This window comes from Gemella sp. oral taxon 928 (assembly GCF_001553915.1).
Taxonomy (GTDB): domain Bacteria; phylum Bacillota; class Bacilli; order Staphylococcales; family Gemellaceae; genus Gemella; species Gemella massiliensis.
Window position 1 is genome coordinate 889,406 of sequence record NZ_CP014233.1, and the last position, 15,956, is coordinate 905,361.

Below are 15,956 nucleotides of genomic sequence, written 5' to 3' on the forward strand. Positions count from 1 at the left end.
ATTTACATAATATTTTATGTATGTTATATGTTATTTAATAAATTGTACTATTATTTTATATTATAGTAAATAGTCTATATCTAACAAATTAAAGGATATTATATTTTTTATTTATAAAACTGTTATATAAAATTTTTTTCAACTATTTCACTTTATTTTTTATGAAAAATAATATATAATATAATCGCGTAAAGCGATTTCATAAAAAATTAAAGGAGGTTTATATTATGAATGAATTAAAAAAAACGATAGGATTTTTGCCGGCATTTATGACGGTAATAGGGTCGGTAATAGGAGCAGGGGTATTTTTTAAAGCTGCTATTATATATAAAACTACCGGCACAATGAGTTTAGGGTTGCTTGCATGGATTTTAGCGGGGGTAATTACCATCTGTGCGGGGTTGACCGTAGCTGAACTTGCCGCATCTATACCCGAAGTAGGTGGAATGGTTGTCTGGATAGAAAAAGCATATGGAAAGACAGCTGCCTTTTTACTAGGGTGGGCACAGTCGGTTATTTATTTTCCTGCAATGATAGCTGCCCTTTCTGTTATTTTTTCAACACAAGTTTTAAACTTATTAAATTTAGATAAAGTATGGCATATTCCGATCGCATTTTTGGTAGCTGCTTCTTTGATGTTTTTAAATTTTTTAGGTGGAAAAACAGGTGGTATTATCCAAACGGTAGCAACTATTTGTAAATTGATACCATTAATTGCAATTATACTTTTCGGTCTTTTTCAAAAGGATTCACAACCACTACAATTATTTCCGGTAGAAGCAGGAAAGGATATTTCCTTTGCCGGAGGATTAGGCGGCGCTTTACTTGCAGCCATGTTCGCTTATGAAGGATGGACGAATGTGGGTAGTATGGCAGGAGAAATGAAAAATCCTAAAAAAGATTTACCAAAAGCAATTTTTTTAGGATTAGCTGTTGTCATGGCTATATACGTACTTATTAATGTTGCATATTTATTAAGTCTTCCTTTGGATCATATTTCAGGAAATCAAACAGTAGCAAGCGAAGTGGCTGCCAAATTATTTGGCGGTTTGGGTGGTAAAATTTTAACAATAGGAATATTAATTAGTGTTTACGGAGCGATTAACGGTTTTACGATGGCTGGGATTCGTGTTCCATATGCTATGGCAAAAAGTGATCAAATTCCTTTTAAAAATATTTGGACAAAACTGAATAAAGAAGCTATTCCGGTAAATTCAGGGATATTACTTTTAATTTTAGCGGGACTTATGATGTTAACCGGAAGTTTTGATATGTTAACAGATCTTTTAGTTTTTGTAATGTGGTTTTTTTACACTGCGACATTTCTTGCTGTAATAATTTTACGAAAAAAAGATCCTGATTTAGAACGCCCATATAAAGTACCGTTATATCCGGTTATTCCTATAATTGCTATTTTAGGTGGAGGTTATACTTTAATAAGCACTCTTATTTCTCAAACTACATTAGCATTAGGAGGAATAGGACTTACAGTTATAGGTTTATTATTCTATAAAGAATTACATAAAAAATTTAAAAAATAGTTTAATTGTGTTATAATTTAATACAAGATAGGAGTAGAAAATGATAAATGATAGACCCACAAAATTAATTGTTAATTTAGACGCTGTTTTAAATAATTATAAAAAATTTGTTAAATTGGCAGGTGATAAAAAAGTTATTGCTGTAGTAAAGGCAAATTCATACAGTTTAGGAGCTGATAAAATATCGGAACTTTTATATGATAATGGAGCAAGATATTTTGCAGTTGCCACATTAGAAGAAGCAATAGAATTAAGAAAAAAAATAAAAGATGGACTTATTTTAGTATTAGGTGTAACTAATCCTTTAAATGTAAATTATGCTATTGAAAATAATGTGTCATTATGTTGTCCTTCGGAAGATTGGTTAACACAAGCCATATCTGTTGTAAAAAATAATTCAAAATTAAAAGTACATGTAAAACTGGAAACAGGAATGAATAGAATCGGAATTTTTGATAAAGAAGAATTGAGACATGTTGACAATCTTTTAAAATCTGAGAAAATAATATTTGAAGGAGTATTTTCTCATTTTGCACAAGCAGATGGAGAAAATAATATCTACGATAACCAACAAATAGATAAGTTTAATGATTTACTATCTACTTTTACAAAAAAACCTACTTATATCCATTTAGATAACTCAGCAGGTACAATAAAATATCATAATTGCCATGCTGATTATCAATTAGTAAGGGTGGGTATATCTCTTTATGGTGAATATCCGAGTAGTAATATAGAAAAATTATACGGTATAAAATTAGATACGATCGCAAGTCTTGTTAGTAAAGTAACTCATGTTAAAAGAATTAAAAAAGGAAGTAAAGTAGGTTACGGTTCTACATATGAAGCTAAAGAAGATGAATATATAGCAACTATTCCAATAGGTTATGCTGACGGTTTGTTTCGTCGTGCTCAGGGGTATAAGATAATAGTGGGCGATGAGCTTTGTGAAATTGTCGGGCGAGTTTGTATGGATCAATTAATGGTTAGATGTTCGGAAAACATAAAGGTAGGAGATGATGTATTATTTTTTGGAGAATACAATAATAAAAAATTATCTATTGATGATTTTGCAGACTATCAAAATACCATAAGTTACGAAATATTATGTGCTATTCATACAAGAGTTCCACGTGTCTATTTATCAAACGATAAAGAAATATAGTATATAACAACAGCTCCCTTAAAACACAAATTAGTTTTAGGGGAGTTAATTATTAATATATATTTATTCACAAAAATATTTTTAACGGTATTTTATGGTAATAAAGGAGAATTATGATTAATTTTCATAAAATAATATAAATATTTTATTTTTGTTACAATTAAGTTGTCTTCTAGCAAATTTTTTTATAAAATGTTATAATAGTATGAACAATGAAATAGGAGGATAAATATGCCGACTGTAGCAGATGTTTTTAATCATTTAAATAAATTTGCAAATGTTGAACTGGCTGAAAAATGGGATAATGTTGGTTTAATGTTGGGAGATTATAATAATGAAGTTACTAAAGTATTGGTTTGTCTTGATGTGACGACTCAAGTGGTAAAAGAAGCGATTGAAAAAAAAATAGATTTAATTGTTTCTCATCATCCGCTTATTTTTAAACCGATAAAATCATTAAATTTTTCGGATGATTTTAAATCAAGTATAATAAAACTATTAATTCAGAATGATATTTCAGTAATTTCATTTCATACAAATTTGGATTCAGCAAGTTTAGGGCTTAATGATTATTTAGCTAAAAAATTAGAGTTAAATAACATTAAAGTTCTTTTTGAACACAAATTAGATACCGATGCCGGACTAGGTAGATATGGTGATTTAAAAAAAGAACTTTCTTTTGAAAGATTTATTTTTTATTTAAAAGAAAAATTTGAATTATCTAGTGTTAGTGCAGTAGTAGGTAATAAAAAAAATATAAAAACAGTAGCATTGTTAGGTGGTAGCGGTGGTGATTTTATTTATGATTTACCGGAAGTAGATGTGTACTTAACAGGTGATGTCGGCTATCACGTAGCACTTGACGCTATTGAAATGAAAAAAAATGTAATAGATATTGGTCATTTTTCAGAGCATTTGGTAAAAGAGTTATTGCAAACTCATATATTGAAATTAGAGGTTGAGACTTTAAAATCAGAAGTTGAAAAATCACCATTTAAAATTTTATAGGAGGTAAATATATATATATGGCAAAAGCAACTCCAACAATGGAAGATTATATTGAGATAATATATTCGCTTGTACAGAACAAAGGATATGCACGATCTGCAGATATCGCAGAACATTTGAATGTTTATCCGTCTACAGTAACGAAAATGTTGAAGAAATTAGACGTTGAAGGATATATAGTTTATGAAAAATATCGTGGGATAGCCCTTACTAAAAAAGGACATGATATGGGAGAGTATGCTCTTACACGACATGAACTTTTGGAAGATTTTCTTCGAATAATCGGTGTTCATGAGGAAAAAGTGTATGAAGAAGTAGAGGGTATTGAACACCATTTAGGGCGTGATTCTTTGGAAAAAATAAAAGAGTTGGCGACGTACTTAAAAGAAAATAATTATAAAGCATAGTGGAGAATAAGCGTGGCAGATAGACAATATTTAGATTTATGTAAAGAAATTTTAGAAAAAGGAACGCAAAAATCGGATAGAACCGGTGTAGGGACAAAAAGTATATTTGGTTATCAAATGAAGTTTGATTTAACAAAAGGTTTTCCGTTACTTACAACTAAGAAAGTAAATTTTAATTTAGTATGGTCGGAACTTCTTTGGTTTATAAAAGGAGATACTAATATTAAATTTTTATTAGAAAATAAAAATAATATTTGGAATGAATGGGCTTTTAAAAAATGGGTGGAAAGTGATGAATATAATGGACCGGATATGACAGATTTCGGGCATAAATCACTAGTTGATACAGATTTTAATAAGCAATACAAGGAGCAAATGGCTTTATTTAAAGAAAGAATACTTAATGATAAAAAATTTTCTGATAAATATGGAAATCTTGGGAATGTATACGGAAAGCAATGGAGAAATTTCAATGGAGTAGATCAGTTGAAAAATGTTGTAGAACAAATTAAAACAAATCCTAACTCTCGCCGGTTAATTGTTTCTTCTTGGAATCCGGCAGAAGTAGATACCATGGCATTACCACCATGTCACTCTTTATTTCAATTTTATGTGAATGATGGAAAGTTGAGTTGTCAACTTTATCAAAGAAGTGGTGATGTTTTTTTAGGAGTACCTTTTAATATTGCTTCATATTCGTTACTAACTATTTTAATTGCGAAAGAATGCAGATTGGAAGTTGGAGAATTTGTCCATACATTGGGAGATGCTCATATTTATAATAATCATTTTGATCAGGTAAGAGAACAAATGTCAAGAACACCCTTTCCTTTACCAAGTTTAGAAATTACTGATTTTGAAAGTATCTTTGATTTAAAAATAGAAGATGTTAAAGTTGTTGATTATGAAAGTCATCCATTTATAAAAGCACCTATTGCTGTATAGAAAGGGGAGTTATCATGGTATCGTTAATAGTGGCATATGACAAAGAAAAAGGCATCGGTAATGAAAATACTATTCCTTGGCGAATTAAAAATGATATGTCGAGAGTTAAAGAGTTGACAACAGGTCAGACTATTATCATGGGAAGAAAGACGCTGGAAAGTATAGGGCGAGCCTTACCTAATAGAGTTAACAGGGTTTTAACAAGAAATCCGGAAATACTTGGTAATTATAAAAATATAGAAGTTTTTAGCGATGATAAAAAAATTCTTGAGAATATAAAAACAGAAAAAGTATTTATCTTTGGCGGTGGAGCAATATATAATAAATATTTTGATGTTTGTGACGAGATGTTCGTGACGGAAGTAGAAACAGTAACAAATACTGATACGAAGTTTCCGGATTTTTCTTTAGAAGAGTGGGAACTTATTGAAAAAGAAGATTTCAAAAAAGATGATGATAATGAATTTAACTATTCATTTTTACACTACAAAAGAAAAGAGGGAAAATAAATGGAAAAGGTAAAAATAGTTATTGACTCAACAAGTGATTTAACCTTTGACGAGATTGATAAATATGATGTTGAAGTTGTGCCTTTGACAATGACTATTGATGGTGTTGACTACAATTATAAAACAATTGCCAATGATGAATATATAGTAAAAATGAGAACAGCAAATGAATTTTCTACCAGCCAACCGGCGCTTGGGAGTTTTTTGAAAGTATTTGAAAAATGGACAAAAGAAGGATATAAATTATTAGTTCTTACTATATCTTCAGCACTTAGCGGAACATATAATACGGCATTATCGGCAGGAGCAGAATTTAAAGATATTTATGTGGTTGATACAAAAACAACGACACGAGGTATGGTTTATCTATTAGAAGAAGCCATAAAAGAACTTTCAGAAAACATTCCTCTGGAAAAAGTGGTTGTAAAACTTAGAGAAAAAGCGAAAAATATATTAACCTTTGTTACGATAGATAGTTTGGATAATCTTGTAAAAGGTGGGAGGCTTAGCAAATCGGCAGCCCTTATTGGAGGTTTATTAAATATAAAAGTATTGACACAGTTGAGGGAAACAGAACTGGTTGCGGTTGACAAAGTTCGTGGTAAAAAAAAATTAGTACATGCTTTAATAAAAAAAATAATAGATGAAAAAGGTGAACGATCTATTAAAAGAATAAGCCTACCTAATGCTTTGGCAGATGAATATGTTGAGTTAATAAAAAAAGAAGTTAAAGATGAGTTAGATTATGTTGTAAAAGATGAAGATATAATGACTACAACGCCCGCTATTTCAACTCATACAGGGGAAAAAGCAGTAGGGATTATTGTAGAGTTAGTATAATCGGAGGTAGATTATGACGAATTTTGATGAAACAAGACTATTTGACAACAGTTTGTATGATAAAAAAGATATTCATTCTATTTTGAAAAATGTTGTTCTTACAATAAAATCGAAAGGCTACGATCCTATAAATCAATTAATGGGATATATTAAAACGGGAGATCCGATATATATTCCAAGGGATAATCATGCACGTGAGCAAATTAGATTGATAGAAATGGATGATCTATTAGAATATTTATTACACTTTTTTATTCAGGAGTCATAGATGTTAGATAAGAGAATAATGGGACTTGATTACGGTTCTAAAACTATTGGTGTTGCGGTAAGTGATTTACTAGGTTTTACCGCTCAGGGTGTTGAAACTATAAATATTAATGAACAAATAAAAGATTTTAAGATTAAAAGAATAAAAGAACTGGTAGCTGAGTATAATGTTGGAAAAATCGTAGTCGGTTTACCTAAAAATATGGATAACTCTGTTGGATTTCGTGGAGAAGCAACTTTGTATTTTGTAGAGGTGTTAAAAAAGAAAATAAAAAATGTTGAAATTATACTTCAAGATGAAAGACTTACTACTACGGGAGCTAATAGAGTGCTGTTAGAGGCGAATGTTTCCAGAAAAAAAAGAAAAAATGTTATTGATAAAATGGCGGCAGTATTAATATTACAAACCTATTTGGATAAATTAAATTAATAAAATAACGAGGTAATTATTATGCAGGAAAAAGATTTTAAAAAAATTAGTATAGACAATACGGAAGAAATTTATACATTAAGTACATTGGAAGGTGAAGAAAAAGAATATCGTAAAATTTTAGAATTTACTAACCCAACTAATGGAAATCTTTATTATATTTTTGCAGAAGAAGAAACTATTGATGAGGAAGAAATTAGCATTTTCCCTATGATTTGCGTAGAAGATGATGACAATGTGAGATTTGAACCTGTTGAAACTGATGAAGAGTATGATATGATTTCTGAAGTATTGGATACTTTCTACTATGACGAAAGTGAGTAAAAAATGAGAGAAGATAAAATAAGACGCAGGAACGAATTAAGAAAAAAAAATAAGAAAAAGAAAAAAGGGGGAATACTTTCAGTATTTTTCACATTATTGTTAGCGGCTGCGGTTGCTTTTCTTTCATATTTTTATTATGGATTAACACCTGTAGATAAAAATAATAACAACGATATTCAAATAGAAGTAAAAGAGAGTTATGGAAGTCAAAAAATTGCTGAAGAATTAAAAAATAAGGGGTTAATAAGGGATGCTACCATATTTAAGTTATACGCAAAGATGAAACCGAGTTTATCGTTTTATGTAGGTACGTTTAACCTAAAACCAAGTATGAGTGTATCTCAAATAATGGAAGAATTAGGAACTAAAGACAAGGCACGTGCCGGAAATACTTTTGCTGTAATAGAAGGTGATAGTATTTTAAAAATCGCACAAAATTTGGAAAAAACTAAGAAAATAAATGCGGAAGAATTTTTAGAAAAAGTAAACGATGCAAAATTTATCGGTAGACTTAAAGAGAAATTTCCTGAACTAATAACGAATGATATTTATGGGAAAAATATAAAATATGCTTTAGAAGGTTATTTATATCCGGCTGTTTATACTTTGGACGATAATGAAACCGCAGAAACTCTAATTACCAAAATGATAAGTGTAGCTAACGAAAAAATAGTTCCATTGTATAAAGAGAATAAACGTGTTTGGAATATTGCAGGCAAAGATAAACAAATATCCATTCATGAATATATTACAATGGCGAGTATTTTGGAAAAAGAATCTACCAAAGATGGAGAAAATACTAAAATAGCAAGTGTATTTCTTAATAGGTTATCAAGAGGTATGTTGCTTCAAACAGATCCATCTGCTAATTATGCAGCAGATAAATTAACAGGAGCACCTACGCAAAAAGAGTTAATGCTTCAATCACCATATAATACTTATGTTACTAAAGGCTTACCACCGGGACCTATCGCCTCTGTTGGTTTGGTATCGTTTAAGGCGTTAAACAATGCTGAAGATACAGAGTATATATATTTCCTTCATGCCTCAAAAGATGGAAAAGCCTATTTTTCAAAAACTTATGAAGAACATGAACAATTAGCAAAAGAACATATAGATGGTTATATCCCAACTAATAGATAATAAGTATAAAAACTGCATCTCTTCGATGCAGTTTTTTGGGTTGTATATAGTATATATATGAATATGGCGTGAGTATGTAAAGGTGTTGTCAAAGCTATAAAGACAATGGAAAAGCGTAAATAGTATATGCTTATTGACATAGAATAAAAAAATTATACTTTTGTACAATCTTCTTTTGTGTTGGTTATTATAAATCAATTAGTTATTCTGATTTACTTGATAAATAAAATGAGATACAGTTTTCCTTATTTCCTCATCATGACCAACTAAAAGATGACCACCGCTATCAAATATTTTTAATGTGATATTATCAAATCTCTTAACAGAATCAATAAATTTATCATATTTTGTTAGCTTGTCATCTTTAGCTTGGAGAATCAGTACGGGAATTTTTATTGCTTCAACGGGATAATCATCATAATTGACCGGCATATCAGGATTTGTAATCTTACCATCTATTTTAACCCCTGCACTTCTTTTATCAATTGGCAGCATTGTTTTAACCACACTGCTATCCATACCCATTGTGCTTTTAAAAAATGGGCTGATTAAATACATGGCTAAATTATTGCACAAAAAATCAGGTGGAGCTTGATGTAAGTTTATTTTTTCCGGTTTTTTTGTTTCAGGCATTGCAGAGCTGTATAGAATAAGTCCCTTACATCTATTAGGATAATCTAGGGCAAATCGAATAGCTACAGTTCCTCCGGCAGATTCTCCTATAATAAATACCTTATCAATATTTAGTTTATCTAAAAGTTCTACATATGCTTTACATTGCTCTTTTGGGGTACCCTTTCCTAATATATCACTATTAAGGTATCCAAATCGCGAGGGGGAAATAATTCTGTAATTGTTAGAGAAATTTTTTACACTTTCATAGCCTTGATCAAAACCGCCAAATATCCCATGACAAACAAGTAAGGTTTCTCCGGCTCCGATATCAAGATATTCAATATTTCCATAAGATAAGTTCATTTGATTAGGATGGTAATTGTCCAGCTTTTTCATAGCTTCCTTTAGGTTGCTTTTCAAACGTAATGATGTACTAAGCACATATAAGATTACTAAAATTACAATAAATAGTAGTGTGAATTTTAACCATTTCATTCCTCTAACCCCCAAATATTACAAAATACATTTATAAATGTCTCGATTTCCTTTTTAGCGTCTTCTAATTTATCTTTTTTTTCGTCATATTTTTGAAGTAAAAAATAGATTTGTGAGAAAAACGCATTTGCCATATCTGTTGCGTTTCCAAATTTTATTTTATTTGCCGCTAGCAGTAGAGAAAACACTTTTATCTGATAGGTGATAGGGTCATTCATATAGACGATTAATGTTGCGGTCTTTATAGCGGTCGATAAGAAGCATTTTTCTAAAGTTTGAGGCAATCTCATCTAATAGATAAAATTCAAATAATTCTTGTGCGATATGAATGATATCCATTCGACTTTTATGTAAATATATTTCATTATTGACAGAGTTTTTAGGTAAAAGAAGTGTATTCCTCTTTTTGCTCATATTTTCATAAAAGGTTTTAATGCAACTATCGAAGATTTCCTGCTTATTTTTAAAATGTTTATATAAACTTGGTGCCTTAATATTGACCATCATCGCAATATCCTTGACATAAACGTCAGAATAACCTTTTTGAGCAAAAAGTTTCAAGGCTTCGGATAGTATTTTTTCTTTTGTATTCATGTTCTTCTCCTTTTGGCTAATCAGAATTAACTAATTATATTATAAGCTAATTGAAATTAGCCGTCAAGTTAAGAATAAATTATTATATTGCTTTAAATGTTATAATGGAGTAAAATTGTACATATAGAGAAAATTATCGGGAGAAGTTATGCAACAATATTTTGTAGATGAATTATTTGATGAACATGAGAGATATACTTTATCTAAAAACGATAGTAATCATATTGTAAGAATTATGAGAAAAAAAGAAAATGATAAAGTTTATATTGTATTTAAAGAAAAAATAAAGTATATATGTAATATTATAGATAGTAAAATTGATGGTGTGGTGGTAGAACCTTTTGAAAGAGTATGTACAAGTAATGAATTAACGGTAGAAATTACAGTTGCCATACCACCATTAAAAAATGATAAAATAGAATACTTAATCCAAAAATTAACAGAGTTGGGAGTTGCTAATATTGTACTGTTTAACTCCGAAAGAAATATTGCCAAAATAAAAAAAGATAAAATTGGAAATAAGATACAACGCTGGGAAAAAATTATAAAAGAAGCAGCAGAACAATCAAAAAGAAATTTAATACCAAATATTATCTATGTTGATGGTTTGCAAGAATTAATTAGCTATGGTAAAAATATGGATTATAAGATAGTAGCATATGAAAAGGAGTCTACTAATAATGACAATATTAATTTAAAAAATTTATTATGTAGCGATCTAAATAAAAAATCTATTCTTGCGGTTTTTGGTAGTGAAGGTGGTCTTTCTGAAAATGAAATAAGTAATTTTAGAAATGCTGATTATAAAACTATAGGATTAGGAAAAAGAATTTTACGTGCTGAAACAGCTCCATTATATTTGGTTAGTTGTGTTTCATATTTTAATGAATTTTATAATTAAAGGAGATAAAAGATGAGTGTAGAACTTAATTTGACAGCGAAAAATATTTACGAAAAAGAGTTCAAAAAGAGCCGTTCTAAAGGATATAGTGAGGATGACGTTAATGATTATTTAGATTTAATCATTGAGGATTATATGAAGTTGGATAAGTTATTGACGAAGATAAAAGAGTTGGAAATAGAAAATCAAAATTTGAAAATTAAAATAGAGGCTATTAAAAACACCAATAAAGAGGAAAGACCGCAACAAGTAACAAATCTTGATATATTAAAACGATTATCAAAATTGGAGTTAGCAGTATTTGGACCTGGGCATAGTAAAGAGCAAGATTTATATTAAAGATATTTTTATAGGAGAGCAAGATGAATATATTATTGATAGTTTCTGGTGGGATTGCTGCTTATAAAGCGATTGATTTATCAAGTAGTTTAATAAAAAAAGAAAATAACGTAAAAGTTATTCTAACGAATAATGCTAAGAAATTTGTTACGGAATTACCTTTTCAAACTTTGACAAAAAATAGAGTTTATGATGATACTTTTGACGAAGTTAATGAGAAAGAAATTCAACATATAGATTTAGGAAAATGGGCTGATAAAATTATTATTGCTCCTGCCACGGCAAATATTATTTCTAAAATAGCTAATGGCATTGCAGACGATTTGGCGACTTCTTTAATTCTTGCGGTAAAAGATTTGAACAAGGTATATATTGCACCTGCGATGAATACAAATATGTATACAAATCTTATTATTCAGGAAAACATAAAAAAATTAAGTAGTCTTGGTTTTAACTTTATTGAACCTGATTTAGGACTTCTTGCGTGTGGAGATGTCGGTCGTGGAAAGTTTCCTAATATCCAGAAAATAGTCCAATGTGTTTTTTCAGAAGAGAAAAAAATAAATAAAAAGGTTTTGGTGACTGCCGGACCGACCAAAGAGTTTATTGATCCGTTTCGTTGTATTACCAATCCTTCAAGCGGTAAAATGGGTATAGCTATTGCAGAAGCGTTTGCTAAGCACGGTGCAGAGGTTTTACTAATTACCGGTGTGAATTATGTCCCCATAAATAAAAATATAAAAATAATAAAAATAGTTAATACTCATGATATGTTTGAAGCCGTCAAAAATAACTTTTTAGAATATGATATAGTTATAAAAGCAGCAGCAGTATCTGATTATACACCTGTGGTAACTTATGATAAAAAAGTAAAAAAACAAAACGAAAATTTAACTATAGAGTTTAAAAGAACGGAAGATATATTAAGATATGTTGGAGAAAATAAAAAAGATAAACAAATTGTTGTCGGTTTTGCTGCCGAAACTAATAATATATTGGAGTATGCTAAAGAAAAAATAATAAAAAAACATCTTGACTATATTGTTGCTAATGATATTTCAAAAGAAGGTATAGGATTTGCTTCAGATAATAATGAAGTATATATAATTGATAAATTTGAAAATATAAAAAAAATAAATACGACTTCAAAAGAAAATATAGCACAAGAACTTGTTAATATACTTGAGTAGTAAATTAAAACACCGGGTAATTTATTTTTTGCTCGGTGTTTAATAATCAGAAAGGAGGCACATATGTTTGCAGAAGTAATAGTAGATGTCAATGCTTATAATGTAGATAGAACCTTTTATTATTTAATTCCGGAAGAATTACGTGGAGAAGACATTATAGGCTACAGAGTAGAAGTTCCTTTTGGTACGAGAATAGTTCAAGGATATGTCATAAATATTTTTGAACGCTACAATGGGGAAATTTCAGAGTTTAAATATATAAAACGTTTGAAAGATAATTTTCCTATTTTAACTAAAGAAATGTTGCTTCTTTCAAAGGTGATGGCTAATGAACTTTTTTGTACCAGAATACAAGTTATTGAAACTATAGTGCCAACTATTTTAAAAAATAAATACATAGAATATTATGAGTTGTTAGATGCTAATAAAACTCTTTTAATAGATTATGGAAAACATTTTAAAGATAATTTAATAGAAAAGAAAAAATTTGAAAAATTATTTTCCAAGCAGGAGATAGGATATTTATTATCGGTAAAAGCTATAAAATTAATTAGTAAAATAAAAGAAAATAATAATAAAGAAGTTGAATTATTTTTGGAGTTAGCAGATTATCATGGTAAGAAGCTCACTCAAAAGCAGAAAATTTTAGTGGCATACTTAAAACAAAATAAAAGGATTAAAAAAAATAAAGTAAAGGAAATCTTGGATATCGGAGTTTCAGTAGTTAAGAAGCTTTTAGATAATAATATTATAAAGATAGTTGAAATTGAAAAAGAAGAAAAAATGGATGACAACTATATAAATTCAAATAAATTAAGTATCTATCAAAAAGAAATTTTTAATAAAATTAAGTGTAATTTAGATAAAAATAAATTTAATGAATACTTACTTCACGGTATCACCGGTTCAGGAAAAACAGAAATTTATTTGAAATTGGTTGAGGAAGTTTTAAAGCTTGGAAGGGAGGCTATAATTCTTGTTCCTGAGATTATTTTAACTCCACAAATTGAGAAAAAATTTAAAAAGATTTTCGGAAATAATGTTGTGGTAATTCACTCAAGACTGACGGCACGAGAAAAATTTTTGGAATGGAAGAAAATTAAAGAAGGTAAGGTGAAAATTTGTCTTGGAACCCGTTCAGCGATTTTTGCACCGTTTGAAAAATTAGGGCTTATCATTATTGATGAGGAACATGAGAATAGTTATAAACAGTCAGACAATCCACGTTATGAAGCAAAGGATATTGCAAAGAAACGTGCGATTTATAATAAGTGTAGTGTAGTGTATGCCAGTGCTACACCATCTATTGATCTATATTATCGTTTTGAAAAAAACAACCCTAACAATTTATTAACATTAACACAAAGGTTTAATAATGTATTGCCTAAAGTAGAAGTGCTTCATGTTCATGATAAAGAAGAGGTAATTTCTAAAAAACTATTGAACAAAATAAAAGAAAAAATTTCAAAGAATGAACAAATTTTACTTCTTATGAATAAGCGTGGATATACAAACTATATTCGTTGTTTTTCTTGCGGTCATATGTACACTTGTGAAAATTGTGATATAAGTTTAAACTATCACAAGCATGATAATTCATTGAGATGTCATTTTTGCGGTTTTCATAAAAAAATAGCAAATATAAAAAAATGTTGCGACAATCCAGAACTTGTATCCGGGAATTATGGTATTCAACGTGTTGAGGAATATTTAAGAGAAAATATAAAAGATGTTAGAATTACAAGAATGGATTCAGATACTACAGGAAAAAAAGGTGCTTACGAAAAACTCCTTACGGATTTTAGAGAGCATAAATCGGACATACTTTTAGGTACACAAATGATTTCAAAAGGATTGGATTTTCCAAATATAACCTTAGTAGGAGTTTTATCAATAGATTCTCTTATCGCTATTCCCAGTTTTAAAGCAAATGAAAAACTATTCCAACTTCTTGTGCAAACGGCAGGAAGAGCGGGGAGAAGTGAAAAAGCGGGAGAAGTAATCTTTCAGACTAATGTTTCTAGTAGTATTATTGACTTTGCCATAAGACATAATTATAAAGATTTTTATAATTACGAATTAAAAAGGAGAAAATTAATAAATTATCCACCGTTTTGTAATATTTCGTTTATTACCATAAAAGGATATGCTGAAGAAAAGGTGAGTTTTGTTGCAAAATCAATTTATAATTTTTTAAAAGAAAAATACGGTGATAAAAATATTCTTGGACCAAATAAAAGTATATTTTATAAAATAAATAACGAGTATAAATTTAATATAGCTATTAGATTTCAAGAAGTTGATTATAAAAAACTTTATCCACTTTTGAAGTATATTAATAATTATTTTGAAGAAAGTTATGCTACACAAAAAATAACAATAACAATAGATAATTCAGCGTTAGATTATATGTAAATAGCTAGTAATTAAAAAATTATAATTTTATTAGAAATCAATTTTTAAGAATTACTTCGCACAGTTTATTAGATTTGGGAAAAATTCACTAAAGTAAACTCCCAAATCAATGAACTGCTGCGTTTAACAAATTCTATTAAAATTTTTAACTTCCAGATTAAATTTATTAGTTTTATGCTTTTAAGCAAAATAAGTTATCTAATTCCTCTATTGCTTCTTGGAAATTATATACTAATTTACCATGTTTTAATATACCGCCGAGAACGTAGTGATTCATAGCGTAGCTGGGGATATTATATTTATTTGAAGATTTTAGTCTTATATCAGAATTGATTGCGATAATTTTTTTCTCTAAGGCGATTGCTAAACCGAGTTCAACCATTACACCACTATCCTCATTTGTAACGTCGGCAAGAAAAATATCACATTCTTTTACTGCTATAGTATCTCCTGTAAAAATATCTTGTGGCGTTGGTAACGATTGTTTATTTTCGTTAAAGGGTTGTTCAATAGGGTTATAAATTGTTAGTTTATTTTTAAAATGTTCTTTTAGTAAACGCCCTTCTTTAAGACGTTGAGCGACTTCCGCCTCATTGAATAATGCACCTGCCAAGTATAATTTCATTATAGTTTACCTCCAATAATTATTACTTATAATTATAATATGATACTAAAAATCTTACAATAAAAAATATATAGCATTTAATAAAGAAAAAATTTGTGATAATATTATAAGGAGATAAAGTATTTTTGGTACAAACATTAAAAATTATAGAATAATGAATATTTTTATTAATTATGTGTAGAGTATATAAAGTTAATAATAAA

General features: G+C 29.1%; 18 protein-coding genes. 15 read left to right on the forward strand and 3 right to left on the reverse strand.

The genetic code is table 11. The annotated features are described in order from the left end of the window. Nucleotides 1-227: 227 nt before the first annotated feature. The 11 genes from AXE85_RS04005 (at nucleotide 228) to mltG (ending at nucleotide 8,579) form a co-directional block, all read left to right on the forward strand. A complete protein-coding gene (locus AXE85_RS04005) occupies nucleotides 228-1,541 on the forward strand; it encodes an APC family permease (RefSeq protein ID WP_062173262.1) in 1,314 nt (437 codons plus the stop codon). 40 nt (nucleotides 1,542-1,581) lie between these two features. Continuing rightward, nucleotides 1,582-2,706 carry an alanine racemase gene (alr, locus tag AXE85_RS04010; RefSeq protein WP_082729122.1) on the forward strand — a complete coding sequence of 375 codons (1,125 nt, stop codon included), beginning with the start codon at nucleotides 1,582-1,584 and terminating at the stop codon, nucleotides 2,704-2,706. Nucleotides 2,707-2,937: 231 nt separating this feature from the next. Continuing rightward, on the forward strand, nucleotides 2,938-3,714 hold the full coding sequence (locus AXE85_RS04015; protein WP_062173264.1) for a Nif3-like dinuclear metal center hexameric protein: 777 nt from the start codon (nucleotides 2,938-2,940) through the stop codon (nucleotides 3,712-3,714). A gap of 17 nt (nucleotides 3,715-3,731) precedes the next feature. Beyond that, nucleotides 3,732-4,121, forward strand: a complete 390-nt coding sequence (mntR, locus tag AXE85_RS04020) for a transcriptional regulator MntR (protein ID WP_021752603.1) — start codon at nucleotides 3,732-3,734, stop codon at nucleotides 4,119-4,121. 12 nt (nucleotides 4,122-4,133) lie between these two features. After that, nucleotides 4,134-5,066: a thymidylate synthase gene (locus AXE85_RS04025; RefSeq protein ID WP_082729123.1), complete on the forward strand. Its 933-nt coding sequence runs from the start codon at nucleotides 4,134-4,136 to the stop codon at nucleotides 5,064-5,066. A 14-nt stretch (nucleotides 5,067-5,080) separates the two neighbouring features. Beyond that, a complete protein-coding gene (locus tag AXE85_RS04030) occupies nucleotides 5,081-5,575 on the forward strand; it encodes a dihydrofolate reductase (RefSeq protein ID WP_062173267.1) in 495 nt (164 codons plus the stop codon). Continuing rightward, on the forward strand, nucleotides 5,576-6,415 hold the full coding sequence (locus AXE85_RS04035) for a DegV family protein (protein ID WP_062173270.1): 840 nt from the start codon (nucleotides 5,576-5,578) through the stop codon (nucleotides 6,413-6,415). A gap of 13 nt (nucleotides 6,416-6,428) precedes the next feature. Next, nucleotides 6,429-6,683, forward strand: coding sequence for an IreB family regulatory phosphoprotein (locus AXE85_RS04040; RefSeq protein ID WP_021752599.1), 255 nt, complete (start codon nucleotides 6,429-6,431; stop codon nucleotides 6,681-6,683). Continuing rightward, on the forward strand, nucleotides 6,684-7,112 hold the full coding sequence (ruvX, locus tag AXE85_RS04045) for a Holliday junction resolvase RuvX (RefSeq protein ID WP_062173272.1): 429 nt from the start codon (nucleotides 6,684-6,686) through the stop codon (nucleotides 7,110-7,112). Nucleotides 7,113-7,133: 21 nt separating this feature from the next. After that, a complete protein-coding gene (locus AXE85_RS04050; protein ID WP_062173274.1) occupies nucleotides 7,134-7,436 on the forward strand; it encodes a DUF1292 domain-containing protein in 303 nt (100 codons plus the stop codon). A 3-nt stretch (nucleotides 7,437-7,439) separates the two neighbouring features. Beyond that, the gene (mltG, locus tag AXE85_RS04055) at nucleotides 7,440-8,579 is read left to right on the forward strand and encodes an endolytic transglycosylase MltG (protein ID WP_062173276.1); all 1,140 of its coding nucleotides are present in this window, start codon (nucleotides 7,440-7,442) and stop codon (nucleotides 8,577-8,579) included. A gap of 198 nt (nucleotides 8,580-8,777) precedes the next feature. On the opposite strand, the gene AXE85_RS04060 is transcribed toward mltG, so the two are convergent. Together AXE85_RS04060 and AXE85_RS04070 are read right to left on the reverse strand one after the other, a co-directional pair. Then, nucleotides 8,778-9,689 (reverse strand): alpha/beta fold hydrolase, encoded by a 912-nt coding sequence (locus AXE85_RS04060; RefSeq protein WP_082729124.1) that lies wholly within the window; start codon nucleotides 9,687-9,689, stop codon nucleotides 8,778-8,780. Nucleotides 9,690-9,899: 210 nt separating this feature from the next. Next, complete coding sequence (locus AXE85_RS04070) at nucleotides 9,900-10,283, reverse strand: TetR/AcrR family transcriptional regulator (RefSeq protein WP_062173280.1); 384 nt, start codon at nucleotides 10,281-10,283, stop codon at nucleotides 9,900-9,902. Between the two features lie 148 nt (nucleotides 10,284-10,431). On the opposite strand from AXE85_RS04070, the gene AXE85_RS04075 reads away from it, so the two are divergent. The 4 genes from AXE85_RS04075 (at nucleotide 10,432) to priA (ending at nucleotide 15,128) form a co-directional block, all read left to right on the forward strand. Next, complete coding sequence (locus tag AXE85_RS04075) at nucleotides 10,432-11,184, forward strand: RsmE family RNA methyltransferase (RefSeq protein ID WP_062173282.1); 753 nt, start codon at nucleotides 10,432-10,434, stop codon at nucleotides 11,182-11,184. 12 nt (nucleotides 11,185-11,196) lie between these two features. Next, nucleotides 11,197-11,523 carry a DivIVA domain-containing protein gene (locus tag AXE85_RS04080; protein WP_021752592.1) on the forward strand — a complete coding sequence of 109 codons (327 nt, stop codon included), beginning with the start codon at nucleotides 11,197-11,199 and terminating at the stop codon, nucleotides 11,521-11,523. Nucleotides 11,524-11,546: 23 nt separating this feature from the next. Continuing rightward, nucleotides 11,547-12,713, forward strand: a complete 1,167-nt coding sequence (gene coaBC, locus AXE85_RS04085) for a bifunctional phosphopantothenoylcysteine decarboxylase/phosphopantothenate--cysteine ligase CoaBC (protein ID WP_062173284.1) — start codon at nucleotides 11,547-11,549, stop codon at nucleotides 12,711-12,713. Nucleotides 12,714-12,776: 63 nt separating this feature from the next. Then, on the forward strand, nucleotides 12,777-15,128 hold the full coding sequence (gene priA / locus AXE85_RS04090) for a replication restart helicase PriA (protein WP_062173286.1): 2,352 nt from the start codon (nucleotides 12,777-12,779) through the stop codon (nucleotides 15,126-15,128). 172 nt (nucleotides 15,129-15,300) lie between these two features. On the opposite strand, the gene AXE85_RS04095 is transcribed toward priA, so the two are convergent. After that, nucleotides 15,301-15,753: a nucleoside 2-deoxyribosyltransferase gene (locus AXE85_RS04095; protein WP_174222373.1), complete on the reverse strand. Its 453-nt coding sequence runs from the start codon at nucleotides 15,751-15,753 to the stop codon at nucleotides 15,301-15,303. Between the last annotated feature and the right edge of the window lie 203 nt (nucleotides 15,754-15,956).